At 47.5% G+C, this 18,174-nt stretch carries 17 protein-coding genes; all 17 read left to right on the forward strand.

Annotation, left to right across the window (positions count from 1 at the left end):
- Positions 1-28 precede the first annotated feature (28 nt).
- The 17 genes from MHI27_RS09595 to MHI27_RS09675 all read left to right on the forward strand — a co-directional run bounded on the left by MHI27_RS09595 (position 29) and on the right by MHI27_RS09675 (position 18,096).
- On the forward strand, positions 29-1,096 hold the full coding sequence (locus tag MHI27_RS09595) for a glycosyltransferase family 4 protein (protein ID WP_405176133.1): 1,068 nt from the start codon (positions 29-31) through the stop codon (positions 1,094-1,096).
- Between the two features lie 47 nt (positions 1,097-1,143).
- On the forward strand, positions 1,144-2,049 hold the full coding sequence (locus MHI27_RS09600) for a Gfo/Idh/MocA family protein (RefSeq protein ID WP_405176134.1): 906 nt from the start codon (positions 1,144-1,146) through the stop codon (positions 2,047-2,049).
- A 32-nt stretch (positions 2,050-2,081) separates the two neighbouring features.
- The gene (locus MHI27_RS09605; protein ID WP_405176135.1) at positions 2,082-3,080 is read left to right on the forward strand and encodes a Gfo/Idh/MocA family protein; all 999 of its coding nucleotides are present in this window, start codon (positions 2,082-2,084) and stop codon (positions 3,078-3,080) included.
- Positions 3,080-4,084 (forward strand): Gfo/Idh/MocA family protein, encoded by a 1,005-nt coding sequence (locus MHI27_RS09610; protein WP_405176136.1) that lies wholly within the window; start codon positions 3,080-3,082, stop codon positions 4,082-4,084. The genes MHI27_RS09605 and MHI27_RS09610 overlap by 1 nt, the downstream gene beginning before the upstream one ends.
- Positions 4,085-4,126: 42 nt before the next feature.
- Positions 4,127-4,783 carry an RraA family protein gene (locus tag MHI27_RS09615; RefSeq protein WP_405176137.1) on the forward strand — a complete coding sequence of 219 codons (657 nt, stop codon included), beginning with the start codon at positions 4,127-4,129 and terminating at the stop codon, positions 4,781-4,783.
- A 24-nt stretch (positions 4,784-4,807) separates the two neighbouring features.
- Positions 4,808-5,569 (forward strand): SDR family NAD(P)-dependent oxidoreductase, encoded by a 762-nt coding sequence (locus MHI27_RS09620; RefSeq protein ID WP_405176138.1) that lies wholly within the window; start codon positions 4,808-4,810, stop codon positions 5,567-5,569.
- A 21-nt stretch (positions 5,570-5,590) separates the two neighbouring features.
- Positions 5,591-6,484 carry an SMP-30/gluconolactonase/LRE family protein gene (locus tag MHI27_RS09625; protein WP_405176139.1) on the forward strand — a complete coding sequence of 298 codons (894 nt, stop codon included), beginning with the start codon at positions 5,591-5,593 and terminating at the stop codon, positions 6,482-6,484.
- Positions 6,485-6,501: 17 nt separating this feature from the next.
- On the forward strand, positions 6,502-7,272 hold the full coding sequence (locus MHI27_RS09630; protein ID WP_076283235.1) for an SDR family NAD(P)-dependent oxidoreductase: 771 nt from the start codon (positions 6,502-6,504) through the stop codon (positions 7,270-7,272).
- Positions 7,273-7,292: 20 nt separating this feature from the next.
- Entirely contained in the window at positions 7,293-8,192 is a 900-nt protein-coding gene (locus MHI27_RS09635) for a fumarylacetoacetate hydrolase family protein (protein WP_341061700.1), read from the forward strand.
- A gap of 12 nt (positions 8,193-8,204) precedes the next feature.
- Positions 8,205-9,044: an amidohydrolase family protein gene (locus MHI27_RS09640; protein ID WP_405176140.1), complete on the forward strand. Its 840-nt coding sequence runs from the start codon at positions 8,205-8,207 to the stop codon at positions 9,042-9,044.
- A gap of 49 nt (positions 9,045-9,093) precedes the next feature.
- The gene (locus MHI27_RS09645) at positions 9,094-10,863 is read left to right on the forward strand and encodes an IlvD/Edd family dehydratase (RefSeq protein WP_405176141.1); all 1,770 of its coding nucleotides are present in this window, start codon (positions 9,094-9,096) and stop codon (positions 10,861-10,863) included.
- 1,004 nt (positions 10,864-11,867) lie between these two features.
- A complete protein-coding gene (locus tag MHI27_RS09650) occupies positions 11,868-12,884 on the forward strand; it encodes an NAD(P)-dependent oxidoreductase (RefSeq protein WP_042186732.1) in 1,017 nt (338 codons plus the stop codon).
- Complete coding sequence (locus MHI27_RS09655; protein ID WP_405176142.1) at positions 12,884-13,954, forward strand: dihydrodipicolinate synthase family protein; 1,071 nt, start codon at positions 12,884-12,886, stop codon at positions 13,952-13,954. Before MHI27_RS09650 ends, MHI27_RS09655 begins: the two co-directional genes overlap by 1 nt.
- A gap of 126 nt (positions 13,955-14,080) precedes the next feature.
- Entirely contained in the window at positions 14,081-15,262 is a 1,182-nt protein-coding gene (locus MHI27_RS09660) for a MalY/PatB family protein (protein ID WP_076298577.1), read from the forward strand.
- Positions 15,263-15,379: 117 nt separating this feature from the next.
- Positions 15,380-15,688: a hypothetical protein gene (locus tag MHI27_RS09665; protein WP_076283228.1), complete on the forward strand. Its 309-nt coding sequence runs from the start codon at positions 15,380-15,382 to the stop codon at positions 15,686-15,688.
- A 42-nt stretch (positions 15,689-15,730) separates the two neighbouring features.
- Entirely contained in the window at positions 15,731-16,681 is a 951-nt protein-coding gene (locus tag MHI27_RS09670) for a nucleoside hydrolase (protein WP_076283227.1), read from the forward strand.
- A gap of 161 nt (positions 16,682-16,842) precedes the next feature.
- Positions 16,843-18,096, forward strand: a complete 1,254-nt coding sequence (locus tag MHI27_RS09675; protein WP_081382750.1) for a stalk domain-containing protein — start codon at positions 16,843-16,845, stop codon at positions 18,094-18,096.
- Positions 18,097-18,174 lie beyond the last annotated feature (78 nt).

The raw sequence follows: 18,174 nt of genomic DNA on the forward strand, positions 1-18,174 counted from the left end.
CTGCACTATCCTTGGCGAAGGGTGAGGAATGATGAGAATCTTATATTTTTATAAATTCTGTATTCTAGGTGGGGTAACCACTCAACTTGCAAATAGACTTAAATTTTTGCGGCACCACTCGGAAGTGCATTTTGCTTTTCTAGAGGATTACGGCGGGGCGAGCGCTTTTGAAGGTTATGAGCATGTCCGAATTCTGGGGACGGTTGAAGAGATTAAGAGCTACATGGAAGTCTATGATTTCGATGTCATTATTACTATTGATACTTACGAGCTGTATGAAGCACTTGGGCCTGTACAAGAGGGAAAGGTTATTATTCATGAGGTACATACCACCTATTCCGAACCCCTGCAGAAGTTGGCCGCAACGAAAGATAGTTTGCCTTTTCACTATGTGATCACTCCCTCCGCTTACATGAAGGATTATTTGGACGGTATCGGCATAGCGGGTGCTTATCATATTAATAATTGCCTGGATACCGATTTGTTCCGATATGAAGCGGGTATTGAGCAGGAGCCTGCCACTATTTTGTGGGTGGGTAAACTGGATGATCACAAGAACTGGTCGTCCTATTTGAACATTGCTGGAAAGCTGAATGCCAAGATACCAGAGCTGCAATTTATGCTTGTTGGGGGATATACTGCTCCCGACGAGATCAAGAAACAGCTGATGGTAAAGGTGGAACAGCAGGGGATTAAGTATTTCAAGTGGATTCCCAAAGTGGATTACGATGAGATGCATCGCTACTATTCATCGGTTGCGCAGAATGGTGGGTTATATATTAGTACCACGACCAATGAATCTTTTGGGATGACCGTACTGGAGGCGATGGCCTGCAGGTGTCCGGTAGTGGTTCCGAGTGTAGGGGCGTTGCCGGAATTATTGGATGGTCCGTTAAGTGTTTCCCTATACGAATCAGGCAATGAAGAGGAGTGTGTGGACAGATTGAGCGCACTGCTGGAGCAGAATAGTCTGAGGGAAGGTTTGAAGTCATTGGGAGAACAGAAAGCTAGAACTACTTACAGCATCGAACAAGTAGGAAAAGAATACATGGAACTACTTGAACGTTTCAGGGAAGAACGTTTAATTCTTAAATAAGTGGATCACTCCATGGGGCTTTCAACCGAATAAGAGGTGTTGTTGAAATGGAAGAGCTGCAGATCGGTATGGTAGGAATGGACACTTCGCATAGCAGGATTTTCGCGGCGCTGCTAAATGATGAATCTCATCCGCTATATATTCCGGGTGGCAGGTTACACTGCGGTTATCCGGGGGGTTCTCTTGATTTCGAGCTAAGCTATTCACGTGTGAGACCGATTAGCAGTGAATTGCAGGAGCGATATGGGGTTGAATTGCTCGATTCTATAGAAGAAGTTGCGGAGAGATCACATGCGATTCTATTGACTTCTGTAGATGGGAGAGTGCACAAGGAACAATTTGCGGTGCTGGCTCCTTACGGAAAGCCGGTATTCATTGACAAGCCGTTAGCGGTTTCTTCTGAAGATGCGAAGGTGATTGTGGAATTGGCGGAGAGGTATGGAACGCCATTTTTCTCCAGCTCTATGCTACGTTTCGGTGGACCGCTGGCAGCCCTCTTAGAGGATGAAAGTGCAGGTGCTATTCTAGGTGCGGATTGCACTGGACCACTCGATCTTCAGCCGACACAACCGGGGTTATTCTGGTATGGTATACACGCTGCTGAGATGTTATATGCCGCTCTTGGAGAAGGTTGCCATTCGGTACGTGCCGTCAGTAACGATGCGCAAGAATGGGTAGTCGGCCAGTGGAAGGACGGGCGAATCGGGACGATCCGCGGAAACTGTACAGGCGGCTCTGATTTCTATATCGTATTGCACCGTCAACGGGGGAGTAACGGAATTAACGCGCTCGGAGCAAATTACAACGCAGGACATCAGCAATTACTGAAGAAATTTATAGCTATGGCGCGAGGGGACTGTCCACCAGTACGATCTTCCCTAACACTAGAGTTGATTCGCTTCATCGAAGCGGCCAACGAAAGCCGGGTAAGCGGTGCTGATGTTCGTCTGTAAAGGAAAGCACAATCTGAAAGGAGTGTAGTGTATTGATTAGGACAGCAGTGATTGGATGCGGTGGCATGGGGACTGTTCATGCGGATCGCTACAAGTCCATGCCCGAAGCTGAGCTTGTCGCCGTATGTGACATCGTTGAAAAAGCCGCTGAGGTGCTAGGAACTTTAGTGGGCGTTAGCTATTTTACATCTGTACAAGAAATGCTCGAGCAGGTAAAGCCAGAGGTGGTCAGTATTGCTGTGCCGACTTATTTGCATGTAGAACTGGTACGGATTGCGGCTGACCATGGTGCACATGTGATCTGTGAGAAGCCGCTCGCACTCACTTCGCAAGAAGCGGAAGAAGCAATTCGTTACTGCAACGAGCGCGGTGTACGTTTGTTTGTGGGCCATGTCGTTCGTTTCTTTCCTTCTTACAGACAGCTTGCGGAGGGAATAACGCAGCTTGGTAGTGTTCAAGGCGGAATATACCATGCTAAACGAGCGGGTTCACATCCCGGAAACGTGCAAGCGTGGTTTCGAGATCCACTCCTTAGCGGTGGCGTCATTATGGATTTAATGATTCACGACATTGACTACATTCGTGGGGCTTTTGGTGAAGCCTGTGAAGTATATGCGTTCCAGCACCAGTCGGAAGACATAAATTATGCTTCAGCCACTTTCCGGTTCAAGAATGGAACCATTGCACAGCTTGAAGCATTTTGGGGGTATCCAGGGTCGTTCCACTCCTCTTTTGAATATGCGGATGCGGAAGGAATCATCTCGGGCGGGACCGGGGATGGCGAAAGTCTGCATATTAACAAGTCGATAACGACGGGCTCTACATCGGGATTTGTGGAGACGCCTTCGAGTGTGTTGCTGAAGGATCCGTATTATTTGGAACTGGAGCATTTTCTAAGCTGTCTAACAAGTGGGGAAGAACCGATAGTCACTGCGCAGGATGCGCTGGAAGCTGTACGCTGGGCTGAAGCCGCTCAGCAATCGGCAATGACCCATCAACCGGTGAAGCTTGAAGTGAAGGGGGATATTTAATGAGCCGTTTGAATATTGGCATGATCAGTTTCGCGCATGCGCATGCTTTTGACTATTTGGCAAGTTTACTGCACATGTCTGAAGTGACGGTCAGTGGAATTGCTGATGAGGTGCCGGAGCGCACACAGGCGCTCGCAGAACGTCATTCGATTCCCTATTATGCTAACTACAAGGAACTTCTGGAAGATGCGAATATAGATGCCGTAATTATTTGCTCGGAAAATGTCTATCATGCTGAGCTAACCATCGCTTCAGCCCGAGCGGGCAAGCATGTACTGTGCGAGAAGCCGCTAGGTCTGTCAGTAGAAGAAATGCAACGCATGATTTCGGTCTGCTCTGAAGAGGGAGTACAGCTTATGACAGCCTTTCCTTGCCGCTTCCTCACTCCGGTTGTGCGGGCTAAGGAATCACTAGATCGCGGCGATATTGGTGAAATTATCGCCTTTAAAGGAACTAACAGAGGTTCTTTTCCGGGACCTAGATGGTTCTCTGATGAAGCCCTATCGGGAGGCGGTGCAGTTCTAGATCACACTGTGCATGTGATGGATCTGATGAACTGGTTCTCCGGTTCTTCTGTAGAACAGGTGTATGCCTATGCGGATACCTTATTTGATTCAGAGCGCAAGCGGACGATCGATGATGCTGGAATGGTGCATGTAACTTTTGAAAATGGTGTGTTCGGAGTGCTGGATCCTAGCTGGTCACGCAATCCCGGCTTCCCCACATGGGGGGATGTGACCCTGGAAATCATTGGAACTAAAGGTGTCATCTCCATAGATGCTTTTAATCAAAAAAACAATGTATACGGAAGAGCATCTGGCAAAGGGAACTGGTCCTTCTGGGGAGATGACATGAATGAACTGATGCTGAAGGCTTTTGTACAGGCGCTTCTAGAAGGGGTGGAGGTACCGATTTCGGGAATAGATGGGCTCCGATCCACAGAGGTTGCACTTACCGCTTATCAATCTGCTCATGCAGGCCAACCGGTGCGTTTAAATAAATGAGGATGCTGCAAGCACAAAACTTTGAGGAGGATGGAATCGCCTATGAAGGATCAGGAATTGTTCGATAGTATGTGTGAAAAGCTCTACTCTGCGGTAATCTCTGATACGTTGGATCAATTGGGCTATCGTAATCAGGTGATGCGTGAAAATATTAACCCGATAGATCCTACCTGGGTCGTCGCCGGAAGAGCAAAGACCATTCTGTCTGTGGATATTCATTATTTGCCGGAAGATCCGTACACGAAGGAGATTGAGGCGGTGGACAGCGTTAAGCCTGGTGAGATTGTCATTGGCTGTACGAATGAATCGCGGCAGAACGGACTGTGGGGAGAGCTATTGTCTACGGCTTCCAAAATGAGAGGTGGCCGCGGAGCCATTGTAGATGGACTAATCCGTGATACTGCTAAAATTCTGGAGCTTGGTTTTCCTGTCTTTGCTACCGGGACCAAACCTGTTGATTCTCAAGGGCGTGGAATTGTTATCGACTATGACATTCCGGTGCTATGCGGTGGCGTAATGGTCCATCCCGGAGATGTAATCTTTGGTGATCGTGATGGTATCGTTGTGATTCCGGGCGCCATCATCGATGAAGTGTTCCAATTAGCCATGGATAAGGTGACTCGCGAGAATCATACACGGGATGAACTGCTCGAAGGATATACCTTGCGGCAGGTCTACGATAAATACGGGGTGCTCTGAACAAGATTCGAGGGAGTGATATACATGAGGCTGGCTGGCAAAAGAGCGCTAATCACAGGTGCAGCAAGAGGAATTGGACTGGGAATCGCCCATCGATTTCTGGAAGAAGGCGCTCAGGTGGTGTTGCTGGACCGAAGTGAGGGTGAGCTTCTTATTGCACTTGAAACCTTGAAGGATTATGGTGAAAAAGCTGCAGTAGAGATATGTGATCTTCGAGATGTCTCACAGTTAGAACAATCTGTTGCCCGAGCCTTTGAAAGGTTCAGTGGGATAGATATTGTAGTGAACAATGCCGGAATCGCCTTTCGTGAACACTTTCTTGACATCTCGGTTGAGCATTGGAATGCAGTATTTGATATCAACGTAAGGGCGGTTTATTTAATAGGTCAGCTTGCAGCGAGACAAATGATTTCTCAGGGTGGCGGAGGCGCCATTATAAATATGAGTTCCAAAAATGGTCTATCAGCAAGCTCGGAGCTCGCGCATTACAATGCTTCTAAGGCTGCTGTTATACTGCTAACCGAATCGATGGCAGTGGAGCTGGCGGCTTATGGGATCCGGGTAAACGCAGTAGCACCGGGATTCGTGGATACACCTCTCGACCGCAAGCTGCGCGAAGCTTCGAAGCTCCCGGCTTATTCGGAGCATACACCGATGAAGCGGGCGGCAACGATAAGGGAAGCTGCCAATGTATTTCTTTTTCTGGCTTCTGATGAAGCCTCCTATGTAACGGGAGAAACCATTCGTGTGGATGGTGGACATTTGGCTAATGGTAGTGAGCTGTAAATAGAAGAAGGAGTGAACGTTTTGGAAATTACAGGAATTCAGGCAGAATTGATGATTGATGCTCAGGCTGAGCTTGGTGAAGGGCCGCATTGGGATGCCGAATCCAAACAGTTGTACTGGGTGGATGTTACGAGAAGGAAGCTTAGAATATACAACCGGATCACAGGTAATGAAGTAGTCCGCTCCTTCGACCGGATGATCAGCGCAGTGATTCCAACCACTGCGGGAGGACTTGCATTGGCCATGGAGGATGGGGTCTATCTCTCTCAAGCTGAGAATTCTCCTGTCTTATTGACTTCGATAGAAGCAGAGCTACCACTAAACCGATTAAATGATGCCAAATGCGATCGACAAGGCCGACTGTGGGTGGGAACGATAAGCTTGAACAATGATGCGCCGGATTCCGGAGGTTTCTACGTCGTGGAGCCTGATGGTTTCACACACCAATTGTTATCCGGCATCGGTTGCTCGAACGGAATGGCTTGGGACTATTCCCGGAGCAAGATGTATTACATTGATACGCCGACCAGGCAGGTGGATGTATTTGATTACGAGGAAAAGTCTGGAAGGATAAGTAACCGAAGATTAGCGTTCCGAATTCCTACAACAACTGGCTATCCGGACGGAATGACAATAGATAGTGAAGGCATGCTTTGGGTCGCCCACTGGGGCGGTGGCTGTGTATCACGATGGAACCCGGAGACGGGTGAGCAGCTTGGACTCATTCGAGTTCCAGCACCACTGGTGACCTCGTGTACTTTTGGAGGCAGTGATCTAACGGAACTCTACATTACAACTGCAAGGATAGGGATGCACGAGAAAGAGTTACGTGATTATCCGTTTGCAGGCGGTTTGTTTATGGCTAAGCCCGGGGTGACTGGCTTGTTGCCGGGAAACTTTCAAGCTAAGGAGTAGGAAGAGGAGGCAAAGCGATGCGACTCAAAGATAAGATCATCATAATAACCGGAGCTGGCTCGGGAATTGGAAAAAGCACGGCTGCTTTATTCGCTTCAGAAGGAGCGACAGTAATCATTGCCGATGTCCAAGAGGATTCAGGAAAAGCCGCTGTCACTGAAATAGAGGCGACGGGTGGAAATGCGATGTTCATACCCTGTGATGTAACCGATGCTAGCAGTACTACCGTGATGGCTGATCAAGTCTTTAATACTTTTGGACGTATCGATGTGCTCTTTAATAATGCAGGAATCAGTGGCGTGGGTGCGGTACATGAGGTTTCCGAGGAAGTATGGGAGAGGGTCATGCGGGTTAATGTGACGGGTGTGTTCTTAACCTGCAAGGCTGTCCTCCCTTATATGATGAAGACCAAGAAGGGTTCTATCATTAATATGTCCTCTGGCATCGCCGAAATCGGAGTCGCAGAGCGAGCTTCCTACAGTGCTTCTAAGGGAGCTGTTCTATCTTTAACTAAAGCAATGCAGGTTGATTATGCACCTTACGGCATTCGTGTAAATGCGCTGCTACCAGGTACGATTATGACTCCGTTTGTAGAAGGTTATTTGAAGACTTCTCTGGATCCAGAGGCTTCGGTTGCGGCCATTAAGCGTAGACAGCTTAGCGGTGAGCTTGGCAAACCTGAGGATGTGGCACGAGCTGCACTATTTCTAGCTTCCGATGAGTCCGGGTTTGTAATGGGTTCGCCGCTATATGTGGATGGTGGCCTTGTCTTCGGAAAAAATGCATAAAGTGAAGGAGAGTTTTATAGATGAGGCTAGTTACCTTTTTGCAAAAAGAAGATGATCATATGGGCGTTCTAACCGACCATGGTGTGGTGGATATTGAGGCGGCACAGACTGCATTATCCACTCGGACGGAGGTTCCAGTAACGGTTAAGCAATTGCTTGATGGTGGGGAGGATGCACTTAACCAACTGAGGATTTTTGTGAATGAGCTGCCTGAAGGAGAAGTGAATCCATCCTGGCTGAAGCAGGAAGATGAATTAGCATTCGGTCCCTGTGTTACTGATCCTGGAAAAATCATCTGTATTGGCCTTAATTATCGCCGGCATGCGGAAGAGACTGGGATGGCCATTCCGGAATATCCCATCTTGTTCAATAAATTTAACAATACACTAACTGGACATGGCTCAGAAGTTCCGCTTCCGAGGAACAGCCAGAAGGTGGACTATGAGGCAGAGCTTGGCATCGTCATCGGACGAACCGCGAAATATGTGACGGAGGAAGATGCACTGGATTATGTCTTCGGGTATTGTACGGCTAATGATTTGTCGGCGCGAGATTTACAGATGCGGACGAGTCAATGGCTAGCGGGAAAGTCTTGCGATAAATTTTCACCCATTGGGCCTTACTTAGTCACTGCGGATGAAGTAGGCGATCCCAATCAGCTCGATATTCAGTGCACGGTGAATGGTGAACTGCGTCAGAACTCCAACACTTCGGACATGATTTTTAATTGCAAGCAGATTGTCAGCTATGTATCCCAGTGTATGACGCTTTCGCCGGGGGATATTATCCTGACTGGAACACCAGAAGGCGTAGTGATGGGTTACCCTCCAGAGGATCAGGTCTATTTGCAAGCTGGTGATGTGGTCACGGTGCAGATTGAGAAGCTTGGTGCCATTACAAATACGATGGTTAGCGAATAGGAGGGAGTAGGGATGATCTTCGATTGTCATACCCATTTGTTTGGACCGGGAATGGTTTCGGGACCTACGGATGAGGCGATCAAACGGGCTTGGGGACCGGATATGAATATCGAAGCAACCCCCGAGCAACATCGTAGTAATTTGGAAGGATTCTCTGGTGCTATCGTATTGGCCATGGCAGCGCATGCAACGGGACTGGTTGTGCCGAATGCTTATGTCGCAGATTACTGTCGCACGGATCCGGATCGATTATTCGGTTTTGCAAGTGTAGATCCCAATCATCTGGATTGTGTTGCTGAATTTGAGACTGCGATCCGTGAGATGGGATTAAAAGGGCTGAAGCTTGCGCCTATCTATCAGAATTTTTATCCTGATGATCCCAGGCATTATGCCCTCTATGCCAAAGCAGAACAGCTAGATGTACCTATTCTTTGGCATCAAGGAACCTCTTTTGTACCGGAGGGTTATCTGGATGCATCAAGGCCGGCGATGCTGGACCCGATTGCCCGTACTTTTCCGAAGCTAAAGATGATTGTAGCGCATATGGGTCATCCCTGGATTGATGAATGTATTTCATTGGTGCGCAAGCATCCTAATCTGTATATGGACATTTCAGCGTTAGGAAGTAGACCTTGGCAATTCTACAATGCACTGGTATCTGCGATGGAATACGGAGTGCAAGATAAAATATTGTTTGGGTCGGATTATCCGTTCTTTGGGACACAGAAGATGCTAGATGCTCTGTACCATATCAATGATCTGGCGGAGGGAACGAAGCTGCCACAAATACCGCAAAAATATATCGAGGACGTAATACATCGTCTAACACCGGAAATTCTTGGTTTTATCTGAAACATTTATGCTTGGTCTATAAGCGAGGTTGTTAAAAGGAGATGGGGTCATGGCGGAGTGCAGGGACAGCGAGGAGCGTATGGCTGAATCAGGCGGTCAGTTGAAGAGCGAGGCTTATTTTCATGAAAAAGATCTATGGGGATTTATCCATCGTTCCTTCACGAAGTCTATGGGGTACACCGAAGAAGATCTCCGCAAGCCAGTGATCGGCATTTGCAACACGTTTAGTGAGCTGAATAAATGCCATTCCCATTTTAATGAATTGGTGGATTATGTGAAGCGTGGTGTTTGGCAGGCAGGGGGAGTGCCGATGGAATTCCCGACGATTTCGATTGGTGAGCCTTATGTGAAGCCTACAACGATGCTGCTGCGTAATTTGATGGCGATGGATACGGAAGAAATGATGAAGGGGCATCCCATTGACGGGGTAGTGCTGCTTGGGGGTTGCGATAAAACGGTACCCGCTCAGCTGATGGCAGCCGCTAGCGCCAATATTCCAGCCATTGTATTGACAGGTGGCCCTATGCTAAATGGCCGATTGGGCGGGCGTAGCCTTGGAGCGTGCACGGATTGTTATGGCTTTACGCTGGAGCATAAAGCCGGAAATATAAGTGACGAAGAGCTGGCTGTTGCAGAGAATGCAATTTGCCGTAGTGATGGTCACTGCATGGTGATGGGCACAGCAAGCACGATGGCCTCGATCGCCGAAGCAATCGGCATGGCGTTACCGGGCTGTGCGGCTATTCCCGCGCCGGACAGCAGACGCAGGCATATGTCTGAGCGAACGGGCAAGCAGATCGTAGAGCTGGTTCGCCAGGGCATTCGTCCCCGCGACATCATGACTGCGGCGGCGATAGAGAATGCGATCACAGTTACGATGGCGAGCGGCGGATCGACGAACGCTATCATCCATCTTATAGCGATCTCCCAGCGGCTGGGGATGAAGCTGCCTTTAGAGACATTTGACCGGATCAGTAGTCAGACCCCGTTTATTTTGAACCTGCGTCCTTCGGGCAAATATCAAATGGAGGAGTATTTCGAGGCAGGTGGTGTACCCGCACTGATGAAGGAGCTGGAGCCGCTGCTGCATGGGGATTGCTTGACTGTAACGGGCAGAACGGTTGCAGAAAATCTGGTTCAGGCAGTAACGCTGGACAGAGATGTGATTCGTACCTTGGAGGAGCCGCTGGACAGCCAAGGTGGGATTGCCGTATTGCGTGGGAATCTGGCGCCGGATGGGGCGCTGATCAAGCAGACCGCTGTATCCGTTCATCTCAAAAAGCATATCGGACGCGCAGTAGTGTTCGAGAGCCCGGCCGATCTAAATAAGCGGATCGATGATCCTGATCTGGTCGTGGATGAGAACAGTGTGCTAGTGCTTAAAAACGCAGGCCCGAAGGGTGCTCCAGCGATGCCGGAGATCGGGCAAATCCCGATTCCACAAAAGCTGCTGAAGCAGGGCATACGCGACATGGTCCGCATCTCTGACGCGCGGATTAGCGGTACTTCCTATGGCGCATTAATTGTACATGCGGCGCCGGAAGCTGCTGTTGGTGGTACGCTGGCGCTTGTGCAGGATGGCGACGAAATTGAGCTGGATATTTCCGCGAGGCGCTTGGAGCTGAAGGTGTCGGATGAAGAATTGGCACGACGTAGGGTCTCATGGCAAGCGCCCAAGCCGCACTACGACAGAGGGTATGGCTTGCTGTTTCATGAGCGTGTGCTTCAAGCGAACCTCGGTTGTGACTTTGACTTTCTTCTCCCTGTTGAGCTTAGAGAAGAGTTGCTGAGCGAGAGGGAATCGGTGCACTCGAAATAATAGCCGAGACTGAAATAATCAAATGCTTGTGAAGATAAAATAGCTGCACTTTATACAACTACAGTATATCGTAATCGTCTCATGTGGACTTTAACTGCACTTCATACAGTTAAATCTTATCAAATCGCTGTTTGTAGGCTCATTTTGGATTTTTAATTGCAGATAGTACAACTAAATTGTCATCTACGGGAACAGGAGTTGATATAAGTGTACGAAATACACTTATATCGCACGAATTGTACGAATTGTACGAATTGTACGTATCGCACGCATTGCACGAATCGTAAGTATCGCGCATGTCGCAAATAGCGCACGAATCGTACGTATTTGCGGCTCCGGAAGTGGCTATCGGAGGAATTGCGACCCTTGTGCAGGATGGCGACGAAATTGAGTTGGATATTTCCGCGAGGCGCTTAGGGCTGTAGGTGTTGGAAGAGAATGAGACCAAGCGTCGGATTACAAGGTAAGCGCCTAAGCTACACTAAGACAAAAGTTAGTATGAGTTTACTAGATTGTTTGACTGAACTGGATAGGCTGGACTGAATTTGGTTTATTGCTTTGAATGATTTGAATGATTTGAATGTGATGATTGCTTTGCTTTGAGTGATTGCATTTTATGCAATAGATTCCGCTCTAGAGAGGCTGGACTTTGATTCTATTGCATTTTGTGCAATGAAATTTCAGATAATCACCACTAAACGAGCTTATAGCGGGAATCTGATGTATGAAGTGCAATAGATTCATTTTTTAGCGATGAATTTGGAAATTCTATTGCACATTCTGCAATCAGGGAGTTAGTTTTCGATTGTAGCAAGCTGGTTTGTGAATGTAGCTAGTTAGCTTTCGATTGTAGTTAGCTTGGTTTCCGATCACAACAAGCTAGTTTCTAATCTCAGCTAGCCTGGTTCCCAATTACAACTAGCATCGTGTCCGATTACACCAAGCTTTGAGGTCATTTGTGGTAAAAGCAACAAACTTGAGTCAATGGAGAGGAGAGTTCAATGATGCGAACCGTTCAAGAGTTGGAGGAGCGCTTGGCAAGTCCATCGGCAGCACTGATTGAGGAACTTAGCCAGCTCGATGGAGATATTATGCTACTAGGCGTGGGGGGCAAGATGGGACCCAGTCTCGCAAGGCTAGCGGTGAATGCAATTCGCCAAGCGGGGCTAAACAAGAAGGTTATCGGCGTATCCCGCTTCTCGAATAAGGAGCTGAGACGAGAGCTTGAAGAGGCCGGGGTCGAGATTATCTCCGCCGATTTGTCTGACGATAAGGCGCTGCAGGCACTCCCTGAAACCCAAAATATTCTCTATATGGCCGGGAATAAATTCGGCACGACCGGGAATGAGCATTTCACTTGGATGATGAATGCCTATCTGCCGGGCCGCGTTGCGGAACGTTTCCGTAATTCACGAATGGTTGTATTCTCGACAGGCAACGTTTACCCTTTTACTCCGGTCAGCCAAGGAGGCGCAACGGAAAGAACTTCTCCGAACGCGAACGGGGAGTATGGGCAATCCTGTCTGGGCCGGGAGCGTATATTTGAACATTTCTCTCATAAAAATGGAACGCCGATGTTCATTTATCGGCTGAATTACGCCATTGATCTGCGGTATGGTGTGTTATTGGAGCTTGCTCGATCGGTCAGGGAGGGACTTCCCATTGATATCACAATGGGTCATGCCAATGTGATCTGGCAAGGGGATGCGAATGAAATCGCATTGCGAGCACTGCTACGTTGCAGTTCGCCGCCTAATGTCATGAACATTACTGGGCCTGAGACATTGTCCCTGCGCTGGGCTGCGAATGAATTCGGCCGTAAGTTAGGCATTGAGCCGATCTTTACAGGTGCAGAAGCACCTACTGCACTGCTAAGTAATGCAGCGAAAGCCGCTGCCACCTTTGGCTATCCGCGGGTATCGCTGGCCGAAATGATCGACTGGATTGGCGATTGGGTAGGGCAAGGCGGAGAAACCTGGAATAAACCCACGCATTTTCAGGAGCGGGAGGGCAAATATTAATGACACTGACAAGAGTACCTTTGACTTCGGAATTACATGCCGCGCTTCATGATGGGTTGGCTATTCCCGCACATCCTCTCGCCTTAACTAAAGAGCGCAAGCTGGATGAGCGGCGTCAACGGGCACTTACCCGATATTATGTTGCTTCTGGGGCGGGTGGAGTCGCGGTTGCCGTGCATTCCACTCAATTCGAGATCAGGGATCCAGAAGTAGGGCTGCTGGAACCTGTGTTACGTCTAGCTGCGGAAGAGGTGGAGCTTGCCCAGCTAAATCGGCCATTCATGAAAGTAGCGGGTATTTGCGGTGGGACGGAGCAGGCTGTTCTTGAAGCGCGCCTTGCCGCAAGCTTTGGGTATGAAGCGGGACTGCTTAGCATGGGAGGCCTGCAAACCTTGAGTGAGGAAGAACTGCTAGAACGAACACGCAGAGTGGCAGATGTGATTCCGGTGTTTGGTTTCTACCTTCAGCCGTCGGTGGGAGGACGGATTTTAAGTTTTGATTTTTGGAAGGCATTTGCTGAAATAGAAGGCGTAATCGCCATCAAAATGGCACCGTTCAATCGTTATCAAACACTGGATGTAGTCAGAGCCGTACTTGAATCCAGCCGCCGCGAAGAAATTGCCCTTTATACAGGAAATGATGATAATATTATCAGCGATCTGCTCACGACCTTCCGATTTAAGGTGAACGGCAAGCCCGTTGAGAAAAAAATAGTCGGCGGCCTACTCGGTCACTGGGCAGTCTGGACGAGCAAAGCAGTACAGCTGCTTAATGAGATTAAAAAGGTCAGAAGTGAACCCTCGTTGGCATCCAATTGGTTGACGCTTGGGGCTGAAGTGACGGATAGCAATGCGGCGATATTTGATCCCGCGCATCATTTTCATGGCTGTATCCCGGGTATTCATGAAGTGCTTCGCCATCAAGGATTGCTTGAAGGCTTATGGTGTCTAAATCCGGAGGAACGATTATCCCCGGGGCAAGTGGAGGAAATCAACAGAGTGCGCAGAGACTATCCCCATCTAGTGGATGATGGATTTGTGGCATCGCATTTGGAAGATTGGCTGCAATAACACGTAGCTGTATAAGAGTTAAGGAGGGCGCACTTTCGACAAGTGCGTTCTTTCTTATCCAGAGTGCGATATCCTCCGCCTCATGATACAATAAGGGACAAGTTTATAAGGATGAGGTGACTTTAATTGAAGTATGATTTCGATCGCGTAATTGACCGCCGTAATACACGTTCTTACAAGTGGGACCAGTCCGAGAAGTTGTTTGGTGAGAAGGATATTATGCCACTTTGGGTGGCAGACATGGATTTTGAAAGTCCTCCTGCAGTGAAGGAAGCGATTCTGCGCCGCGCAGAACAAGGGGTTTACGGATACAGTGTACCTAGTGACTCTTATAAAGAAGCTATCACGTCGTGGTTCAGAAGACGGCATGATTGGGAAATTAAACCGGAATGGATTTCGGATTCTCCCGGAATCGTAACCTCCTTAAGTTTTGCTGTAGAGCTGTTTACCGAGCCAGGGGACGAGGTTATTTTACAGTCGCCAGTCTATTATCCCTTCTATGACGTCATCCAAATGAATGATCGCAAGGTCGCCAAGAATCCGCTTGTTATTCGTAATGGACGCTTCGAGATGGATTATGAGCAATTGGAAGGGCTGATGCAAGGTGGAGCCAAGCTGCTGCTTCTATGCAGTCCGCATAATCCGGGTGGTAGAGTATGGGAAAGAGAAGAGCTGCTGAAGCTTGGTGAGCTCTGTCTGCGTTATGGAGTGACCGTAATCTCTGATGAGATTCATTGTGATTTGGCGCTTCCAGGTTATGAGCATATCCCTTTTGCATCCTTATCTGAGGAAATTGCGAATATTACACTGACCACACTTGCCGCGACCAAAACCTTCAATCTACCGGGGTTACAATCTTCTTTTATCGTGTCTTCCAATCCGGAATTGAAGCTTAAATTTGATCGAAAAATGAAAGCCTTGAGTTTACATATGGCTAGCTACTTCGCCCAAGGTGCAGTAGAAGCTGCCTATAATGATGGTGAAGAATGGTTGGATGAGCTTTTAGAGTACGTGTCAGGCAATGTGGACTATGCGATTAGCTATCTGTCGGAGCATTTGCCGCAGGTCCAAGTGATGCATCCGCAAGGCACATACCTGCTATGGGTTGACTGCCGCGGTCTGAATCTGGATATAGATGGACTTAAACAGCTGATGTACAAAGAGGCTAAAGTTGCTTTTAATGAAGGCTCTGTCTTTGGAACTGAGGGACAAGGTCATCTGCGGATCAATCTAGCTTGTCCTAGATCTATTCTAGTTGAAGCGCTGGAACGCTTTTGCCGAGCAGCTGTAGCTTATACTGCGAAATAAAAGGTGTTCCTGAAGCTTGATGATTCCTTCTAAGGGGATCGTCGAGCTTCTTTATTTTGCAAAAAGGTAAAAAGAATAATAAAATGGAGTCCATTACGTCAAGCAGGAGGACTTCAAATGAAATGGGTAGCTCAGCTTCCGTATTATAAGATACAGCGAGAAATTAAGGATGGAGAACAACGAAGTATTACATGCAATCGCTTAATGTATTTGTACAAAGATAGAGTCGTGACTCGTCATCGTGAATTTCCAATAAAAGATATTTTAGATATGTCCTATCGCTCAATGGGAGGTTCAGAGGGGATGTTCTATCTGTACACGAGTAAGGGTGTATATACTTATTTGGTAGAGTGTGATCCTGAAAGCTTTATTCATACTTTTAAAGAACAGCAAATGAATAAAATTGAGCGTACTGGTAGGCCGTGATATGATAATCCATACGACATTGCAGGGTGGGAGAGAACATAAATGAGCAAAACACGAATTATTATTGATGCAGACACAGGTATTGATGACGCACTGGCGATTCTGTATGCCTTACGTGCTCCAAATGTAATTGTAGAAGGAATTACAACCGTTTTTGGGAATATTGATGTCGACAAGGCGGCGGACAATTCACTGCGACTGATTGAGCTTGCTAAGCCTGGTTATGAGATTCCTGTAGCTATCGGAGCATCCAAGGCACTTGTTCGTGAGCACTCAGGCTACGCCACTCATGTGCATGGTGAGAACGGTATTGGTAATGTGGAAATTGCTCCATCCAGCCAGCGTCCCATTAGCGAAACTGCATCAGAGTTTATTGTCCGGATGGCTAATGAGAATCCCGGAGAAATTGTATTAGTTACACTGGCACATCTAACCAACCTTTCGATGGCGCTTGATATGGATCCTGGTATTAAGAATACTTTGAAAAAAGTAGTGGTGATGGGCGGTACGATCTTCAATCCCGGCAATAGAACACCGGTTGCAGAAGCGAATATTGCTGGAGACCCTGAAGCTGCAGATCATGTATTTACATCTGGACTTCCCGTAATGATGGTGGGTTTAGACGTTACGCTTAAGACGCGGATTACCCAAGAGCATATCGATTTATTAAACCGTTTTGGACGTGAAGAGAATAAAGAGATCATTTCGTTTATGGAACAATCGCTCACTCATTATTTTAATTTCTATCGTGAAGCGAACTTTTTGATTAACAGTGCACCGCTGCATGATCCGCTCGCGCTTATGGTTGCGCTGCAACCAGATCTAGTAACCTATAAAGAAATGAATGTTCGTGTGGAGCACAAAGGTGAGTTTACATCGGGAATGGTCGTAGCGGATTTGCGGGCTCTGCCAAAAGTGGGTAAACCCATACAAGTTGCTGTGGATGTAGATGTTGAACGAGCAGTGGGAACCTTTTTGAGCGTGTTTATGTAATTTTGTCGACCTCTACTAATATGAAAAATAATAATTTCGAAACTCATAAATGACAATCTATTAATTTTACAATTGGATAATCTTTGGTAAAATGGTAGAAGACATATAAAGAGTTTAAGAGATTACACTTCATATTATGGAAGATGGGAGACTTAACAGTCATGAACAAACGGATTGGCAAATTGGTTTTATGTCTGGCGATTTCGCTAGGCGGCACCACGGCATTATTCCAAAACACTACACAAGCAGCACCCGCAGGTGGAGTTAGTATTGTGCTGGATGGTTATGCACTGCCGTTTCCAGTAGAGCCTGTTGTGATGAACGGAACGACGATGGTTCCATTCCGGGCGATATCAGAAGCGCTGGGGATCAACGTAGAGTGGAATCAAGCGCTTAAGAAAATTACCGCGACCAAGACGGATACAGCGGGTACTAAAGTGGTAACGTTGACCCTTGGTAGTAAAAATGCAGGCGTAAACGGCGAAGTTGTGAAGCTAGGGGTTGCCCCGCAAACGATCCGTAATAACACGATGATTCCACTCAGCTTTTTCGGCCAGCAGTTTGGTGCGGGCGTAGCTTGGGATCAAGCAACCAAAACGGTATCGATCACTTCACCAAAGACGGATATGTATAAGCTGGGCTTTTATGCGCTTAGCTCATACAGTGAAATTTCGTTACTTCCTAGCTTTGATGCTGTAGCTTTTGGGTGGAGCGGGATTGATAAAAGTGGACAATTCACCACGACAGGCACTGACTTTAGATGGCCTCAAGCAGCTGGGGATGTAACCCCAGAGTCTATTATCTCGAATGCAGCAGCAGGTGGCACAGCGCCTTATCTGATGGTCTTTTCTGGTGACACTGCAGCGGAGCTCACGAAGAATCTGGAAGATAAAGTGCTTCAAGAGCAGACGATTACAGGAATCATTGAACTGGCTACACAAAAGGGATTCCAAGGCATCACGCTGGATCTCGAAGGACTGGGTCTAACGGGAGATAAAGCAAAGGTGCAAGCCGATTACAATGCTTTTGTGAAGAATTTGTCTCAAAAAGCACATGCAGCAGGTCTTAAGCTCACGGTTATTCTTCATCCATTAAACAGCTCTTATAAAGGTTATGATTACAAGACGCTGGGAAGCCTCGCAGACGATTTGGTCATTATGGCTTATGATTATTTGCAAGAGAAAAAAATTCCAGAGCCGATGAGTTTAGTTGATGAAGGCATCCGGCTTGCACTTCAGCAAGTGAGTAAGGATAAGCTGATTCTCGGTATTTCCGTATACAGTGAGAATGAAACATCAGTAAATTCCAAGGTTGGACTTGCTAAACGTTATGGTCTTAAAGGGATTGCAATTTGGCGTGTGGGCTTGATTGGACAGCCTGTCTGGAATGAGATGGGCAAGTCTGTGGAGTTGTAGGCGGGATTATGATACGTTATCAAAAGAAAAGGGCTGCCATTTGGCAGCCCTTTTTTTAGGAAAAATTTATATGCTTGC

This window comes from Paenibacillus sp. FSL H8-0261, assembly GCF_045040645.1.
In the GTDB taxonomy this organism is placed as follows: Bacteria; Bacillota; Bacilli; order Paenibacillales; family Paenibacillaceae; genus Paenibacillus_AQ.

What these genes read in the sequence shown, in the direction of transcription:
- MHI27_RS09595 (WP_405176133.1), top strand. Translation starts at nt 29, where the DNA reads ATGATGAGAATCTTATATTTTTATAAATTCTGTATTCTAGGTGGGGTA.
- MHI27_RS09600 (WP_405176134.1), top strand. Translation starts at nt 1,144, where the DNA reads ATGGAAGAGCTGCAGATCGGTATGGTAGGAATGGACACTTCGCATAGC.
- MHI27_RS09610 (WP_405176136.1), top strand. Translation starts at nt 3,080, where the DNA reads ATGAGCCGTTTGAATATTGGCATGATCAGTTTCGCGCATGCGCATGCT.
- MHI27_RS09615 (WP_405176137.1), top strand. Translation starts at nt 4,127, where the DNA reads ATGAAGGATCAGGAATTGTTCGATAGTATGTGTGAAAAGCTCTACTCT.
- MHI27_RS09620 (WP_405176138.1), top strand. Translation starts at nt 4,808, where the DNA reads ATGAGGCTGGCTGGCAAAAGAGCGCTAATCACAGGTGCAGCAAGAGGA.
- MHI27_RS09630 (WP_076283235.1), top strand. Translation starts at nt 6,502, where the DNA reads ATGCGACTCAAAGATAAGATCATCATAATAACCGGAGCTGGCTCGGGA.
- MHI27_RS09635 (WP_341061700.1), top strand. Translation starts at nt 7,293, where the DNA reads ATGAGGCTAGTTACCTTTTTGCAAAAAGAAGATGATCATATGGGCGTT.
- MHI27_RS09640 (WP_405176140.1), top strand. Translation starts at nt 8,205, where the DNA reads ATGATCTTCGATTGTCATACCCATTTGTTTGGACCGGGAATGGTTTCG.
- MHI27_RS09645 (WP_405176141.1), top strand. Translation starts at nt 9,094, where the DNA reads ATGGCGGAGTGCAGGGACAGCGAGGAGCGTATGGCTGAATCAGGCGGT.
- MHI27_RS09650 (WP_042186732.1), top strand. Translation starts at nt 11,868, where the DNA reads ATGCGAACCGTTCAAGAGTTGGAGGAGCGCTTGGCAAGTCCATCGGCA.
- MHI27_RS09655 (WP_405176142.1), top strand. Translation starts at nt 12,884, where the DNA reads ATGACACTGACAAGAGTACCTTTGACTTCGGAATTACATGCCGCGCTT.
- MHI27_RS09665 (WP_076283228.1), top strand. Translation starts at nt 15,380, where the DNA reads ATGAAATGGGTAGCTCAGCTTCCGTATTATAAGATACAGCGAGAAATT.
- MHI27_RS09670 (WP_076283227.1), top strand. Translation starts at nt 15,731, where the DNA reads ATGAGCAAAACACGAATTATTATTGATGCAGACACAGGTATTGATGAC.
- MHI27_RS09675 (WP_081382750.1), top strand. Translation starts at nt 16,843, where the DNA reads ATGAACAAACGGATTGGCAAATTGGTTTTATGTCTGGCGATTTCGCTA.